This window comes from Streptomyces sp. SID3212 (assembly GCF_009865405.1).
In the GTDB taxonomy this organism is placed as follows: Bacteria; Actinomycetota; Actinomycetes; order Streptomycetales; family Streptomycetaceae; genus Streptomyces.
This window is the reverse complement of record NZ_WWJY01001249.1, coordinates 1-5,375: the sequence shown is the minus strand read 5'-3', so window position 1 is coordinate 5,375 and position 5,375 is coordinate 1. Positions and strand designations below refer to the sequence as shown.

Here is a 5,375-nt window from a genome sequence, read left to right as displayed (position 1 = left end):
GGCGATGCTCGTGCCGCCCAGCACCGCCCGCGCGGCCGCCTCGACCGCACGCCACAGATCGGGCAACGTCCCGGCGGCGCCCGGGTATCCGAGGTCGCCGGGACGCTCGCCCCGTACGGTGAGGAACTCCCCGTCGACCGCGGTCATCACGTCGGCCACGCTGATCTCGGCCGCGTCCCTGCCGATCCAGTAACCGCCCTCGCAGCCCCGCTGACTGCGCACCAGACCCGCCTGCCGCAGGTCGCGGAAGACGGACTTCAGGAAGCGGAACGGGATGTCCTGGGAGGACGCGATGGACTCACAGGTGAGGGGCCGCCCGCTGTCGGCGGCCAGCTCCACGAGCGACCGCACCGCGTAGTCCGCCTTCGCCGATATCTGCATCCGTACCGTCTCCCCGTAGCGTGCCGAGTCCACCGAGCACCGTCCGAGAAGCGTCCGGCAACCGGTGAGGACCAGCTCGGCGGCAATGGACACATCTTGACATCCATTCGCCGCCCTCTCTACGTTCGGTCCCGGCCACTCGCCCCCGCAGCCCCTGAGGAGCAGGACTCCATGGACGCGTTCCATCCCGACCTCCCGGGTCACGACCACGGTTCCGACCCCGCCGGGGGGAGCACGCCGCCGCTCCGGGCCCGGCTCCACCACATCCGCGCCGACGCGCTGGACGGCGACACCGCGCAGACCGGCGGGATGCGCAGGTTCGCCGCGATCAGCGGCGGCAGTGTCGGCTCGGAGCGGATCTGGATGGGGCAGACCCATGTCGCTCCTGGGACGGCGTCCTCGAACCACCACCACGGGGAGTCGGAGACGGCGATCCATGTGGTGCAGGGGCACCCGGAGTTCGTGTTCCTCGACAACTCGGGCGGCACGCCGGAGGAGGTCCGGATCCGGACCTCGCCGGGCGACTACATCTTCGTACCGCCGTACGTCCCGCACCGCGAGGAGAATCCCAGCCCCGACGACGAGGCCGTCGTGGTGATCGCCCGCAGCACGCAGGAGGCGATCGTGGTCAACCTCCCCGAGCTGTACGTCCTCGGCACGGACGCTCTTCGGAAGTCATCTCGTCCTGGTGGCACGTGAGTGGTTCGCCCGCAGACGCGACGCCGTCAACGTCGGTCCAGCCGCTCAGGATTGGGCTGGAGACGCATCGTCAAGGAGTGTGGACTCTCCGCCAACGACGTTCCGCCCGACGCCACGGCACTATCGGTTCCGTCGACACGCCGAATCCGGAACTGACGAAGGATCACCTCACTTGAAACCGGCCCGAATCCTCACTGCCCTCGCTCTCGGCACGACTCTCGGTCTTGGTGCCACCGCAACGGCCACCGCCACCGCCGGTACCAGCAGCTCTCCGGCTCCCCGCGCCGCCGAGAACACAGGTTCGGCGGACGCGTCCGACCGCGCTCGCGCCGCCAAGGCGCGCAAGGGCCCCGTCATGGCGACGTACAAAGGCAAGAAGTTCGACATGGCTGACGGATGGGGCGACGCGAAGGTCTGTTCCGAATATCCCGATCTCACCGTGAAGTGCTTCACCACCGACGCGGAGGCCCAGGCCGACATGGCCGCCTACGCCAAGAAGGATCCCCGAGCCCTGCCGAAGGCCCCCAAGGGGCGCTCCGCCAAGATTCAGCCGGCGGCACCGGCATCCGCGGCTTCAACGGCCGGTGGTGACGAAGCAGCCCCCCTCGCCGCCTCCTGCGCCTTCGGCTGGACGTGCCTCGGCGAGCACCAGAACCTCGGGGGCCGCAAGCTCCAGTGGTCCGCCGACGGCACCAAGACTCTCGCGACGTGGGGCTTCCGAGACGAGGCCACCTCGACCTGCAACAACGACGAGATCGGCGGTATGGGCATTGTCGACTACCGCACCAACTGGCCCGACCCCGAGCTCATCACCATCCTCGGCACGTGCGTCACGAGCCTCCACGAGGAGAGCTACCCCGCGGAATTGGGTAGCGGCACCTGGAACGACCGCGCCGACGAAGTATGGATGTGATCCGACTGCCGAAGACCGACCTGTCGGCTCAGGCGCAGCCCGGCGGTTCCTCCTCGGCCGGTACGAATTGCATCGTGGGCATCCCCGCGGCGTCGAAGTTGGCGGCGTCGGGGCCGATCAGGGTCATGTAGCCGGCGATCCGCTGGACGTCCTCCGCCGGCGGCGTCCCCCTGACCTGCTCGACACCCGGGAACACGGAGTCGAGGACCCACCAACGCCCGCCGAATTCGAGCCACTTGATACCGCAGTGCGTGTTGACGTCGTACGGGTACGGGTTGTGCCCCCTGGGCTCGGCCGGCCCTTCCTCCCACTTGTCCTCGGTGAAGGTGCGGGCGGGCAGGGTGGGGCCGGCATACCCCTCGTCGCCCGGGTCGTCGGACGAGGACGAGCAACCGGAGAGCAGCAGCCCGATGCTCAGGAACAGGAAAGCGACGTGACGCGACATTCTCATGCACCTCGGACGCCGTGGGTACACATTCCGTTCCGCCGCCCACAACAGGGACGCCGGCTCGGTCGTCGTCGTACGCGGCGGGGCCTCCGGCATCGCCACCACGGTCACGGTCACTCCTCCGTGACACCGGCTATCGCGCGAGTTCGCGGACCGTCGCCATGTCGCTGAACGGTACGAGGTGTTCGCCGACGATCTGGTACGGCTCGCTGCCCTTGCCGGCGATCAGCACGACGTCGTCCGGGCCCGCGGCGGCCAGCGCGTGGGCGATGGCGGCGCGGCGGTCGGCGAGCCGTTCGAAGGGCGTTCCCGTGGCGGTGAGGCCCGGCGCGATCTGGTCCAGGATCGCCTCCGGGTCCTCGTCGCGGGGATTGTCCGAGGTGAGGACGCACAGGTCGGAGTAGGTGCCGGCGATCTCGCCCATCTCGGCCCGCTTGGTGATGTCGCGGTCGCCGCCGCAGCCGAAGACGGTGACGATCCGGCCCTTGGCGTACCCCCGGATGGTGGTGAGCACCTTCTCCAGCGAGTCGGGCGAGTGCGCGTAGTCCACGACGACCGAGGTGCCGCCCGGGGTCTCGAAGCGCTCGAAGCGGCCCGGGATCGGCGGCATCCGGTCGAGGGCGGCGACCAGTCCGCGCAGGTCGTGTCCGAGGAGGTGGCACGCGGCCACGGTGGCGAGGGCGTTGGCGACCGAGTAGCGGCCGGGTACGGGGATGGCCGCCGGGTACTTGCGACCTTCGTGGTGCAGTGTGAAACGGGTGCCGAAGGCGTCCACGGTGAGGTCGGTGGCGCGGTAGTCCGCGTCGGCGTCGAGGGCGTACGTCGTCACGGCCCCCGGCATCAGCGCGACGATCCCGGCGCCCACGGCGTCGTCGGCGTTCACGACGGCGCGGCGGCAGAGTCCCTGGAACAGCCGGAGTTTGGCGTCCCGGTAGTTCTCCATCGTGCCGTGGTCGTCCAGGTGATCCTGCGTCAGATTGGTGAAGATGCCCACGTCGATGAAGGAGTGGTCGACGCGGTGCGTCAACAGCCCCATGGACGTGGCCTCCAGGACGACCGTACCGACCTCGCGGTCCCGCATGCGCCCCAGCAGGTACTGGAAGTCCGGCGACTCGGGGGTGGTCAGCACCGACCTCGGCATGGGGATCAGCTCGTCGCCGATCCGGCTGCCCGCGGTCCCGATGACCCCGACGGTGGCGCCCTCGGCGAGCCGGAGCACCGACTCGACCATGTACGACACCGAGGTCTTGCCGTTGGTGCCGGTGATGGCGACCATGTCCATGGCCCGCCCGGGCTCGCCGTAGTAGCGGGAGGCGACCACCGCGGCCGTCGCGCGGGTGTCCTGGACGCGCACCACGCAGACGTCGGTGTCCGCCCAGACGGAGGCGGGCAGGTCCGGGGCCCCGGCGTCGACCAGGACGGCGACCGCGCCCCTGGCGAGCGCGGGGCCGACGGACTCGGGTCCGCCCTCGCGGTGTCCCGGCACCGCGATGAACAGCGATCCGGGTGACACCCGGTGGGCGTCGAAGGCGGTTCCCGCGGTGATCACCGTCTCCGGATCGCCCTGAAGAATCTCGTGGTCGTGCCCGGCGAGCAGTGCGCTCAACTTCACAGGGGTCCTCTCGAAGGCGCGATACGGCCGGGTCGCCGCGGGCGCCGGGAAGGCGCCGACGGGTCGCGGTGGCGTCGCGTGACGGGGGTGGTGCGGGCGGTGACGGTGTCCGGGTCGGACCGGACACCCCAGGGCCGGCCCGGCGGGCGGCGCTCTGCGGTGGGATGTGCTGCGGTGGGGGGGCGTGCTGGTACGGCGGCAGTGGAGGCGGGTACGACGTAAAGGCGGGTGCGGCGTAAAAGCGGATGCGGTGAAGTCCCGTGCGGCGGGGGCGGGAAGAGAGCACGGGCGGCCGGCGACGGCCGGACGGGGGTGCGGGCGGGACTGCGGTTCAGGCGGGTCGGCGGCGCGGGCGGGGTGTTAGCCGTGACCGTGCAGGGCGCGACAACCGGCTTCCGGTGCGGACACCGGGCCGGGGCCTGAGGACACCGCGTCGGCGGCGGCCGGGCACAGTGCGCAGGCGGCCTGTCGCAGGCACTCCCTCACCACACGTGTGCAACCCATGGGGCGAGTGTACGGCCAGAGGGGCGCTCCCGGCTCCGTCGTGCGCGGACGTGCCCGCGGGCCGGCCGCCGCCCCCGGACACGGCGACGCCGGGCGGACCTGTCGCGGTCCGCCCGGCGATCGCGTGCGGGAGTACGTGGTACCTCAGGTGCCTCTGGTGTCTCCCAGGTTTTCGGAAGACGTCGGCGGGCGGGGTCAGACGCCCTGTCCGGCGCCGGTGCCGCCGCCCGCCGCCTTCTTGATCCCCTTCGTGATGTCATCCATGACGGTGAGCTTCGGCGCCTTGACGTTGACGTCGAACCCGGACCGTACGACCACGATCAGGTCCTGGTTGGCGGGGGACGGGAAGGCCAGCGACTGGACGTAACCGTCGTCGCCCTTGCTCGTGACGACCTTCCACCGCACCAGGTAGCCCTTCTGGCCGGCGACGGTCACCGCTTCGGCCTTGAGCTGCTGGTGCGAGGAGATCTCGCCGTACGTGGCGCCGCCGTAGGAGTCCTTGGCGTTGGCCTCGATGTCCTTCTCGGCCGCGTCCTTGGCCGTCTTCGCGTTGATCTCCAGCGCGGCGGCCGGGGCGGAGAACACCCCGCCGAGGACGCAGGTCTGGGACGTCTCCCCGGGGCACGGGTAGTCCCCGGTCGTCACGCCCGCGCCGATCGGGCCCGATTCGCCCTTCCAGCCCGTCGGGACCGGAATGCTGATGCCGCTGGCCCCGTCGGTGGCGAAGCCGTCCTCGGTCTGCGGCTGGGGCAGTTGGGGACCGCCGTCCTCGCCGCCTCCCCCGCTGCCGCCCTCGCCCTGTCCGGGCGGGGCGTCGG

At 71.0% G+C, this 5,375-nt stretch carries 6 protein-coding genes; 2 read left to right on the top strand and 4 right to left on the bottom strand.

All coding sequences use genetic code 11. The annotated features are described in order from the left end of the window. A partial coding sequence (locus GT042_RS37650; protein ID WP_161313164.1) for an Rrf2 family transcriptional regulator occupies positions 1–381 on the bottom strand: 381 nt, incomplete at its 3' end. Positions 382–552: 171 nt separating this feature from the next. Here GT042_RS37650 and GT042_RS37645 point away from each other — a divergent pair. Both GT042_RS37645 and GT042_RS37640 read left to right on the top strand, forming a co-directional pair. After that, the gene (locus GT042_RS37645; protein ID WP_237531585.1) at positions 553–1,080 is read left to right on the top strand and encodes a cupin domain-containing protein; all 528 of its coding nucleotides are present in this window, start codon (positions 553–555) and stop codon (positions 1,078–1,080) included. Between the two features lie 172 nt (positions 1,081–1,252). Continuing rightward, positions 1,253–1,993, top strand: a complete 741-nt coding sequence (locus GT042_RS37640) for a hypothetical protein (RefSeq protein WP_161313162.1) — start codon at positions 1,253–1,255, stop codon at positions 1,991–1,993. 28 nt (positions 1,994–2,021) lie between these two features. Here GT042_RS37640 and GT042_RS37635 read toward each other — a convergent pair whose 3' ends face one another. The 3 genes from GT042_RS37635 to GT042_RS37625 all read right to left on the bottom strand — a co-directional run. After that, entirely contained in the window at positions 2,022–2,438 is a 417-nt protein-coding gene (locus GT042_RS37635) for a hypothetical protein (RefSeq protein WP_237531584.1), read from the bottom strand. Positions 2,439–2,574: 136 nt separating this feature from the next. Beyond that, positions 2,575–4,053: a UDP-N-acetylmuramoyl-L-alanyl-D-glutamate--2,6-diaminopimelate ligase gene (locus GT042_RS37630; protein ID WP_161313160.1), complete on the bottom strand. Its 1,479-nt coding sequence runs from the start codon at positions 4,051–4,053 to the stop codon at positions 2,575–2,577. 699 nt (positions 4,054–4,752) lie between these two features. Next, positions 4,753–5,375 (bottom strand): hypothetical protein (locus GT042_RS37625; protein WP_161313159.1); only part of this gene is annotated, 623 nt, incomplete at its 5' end.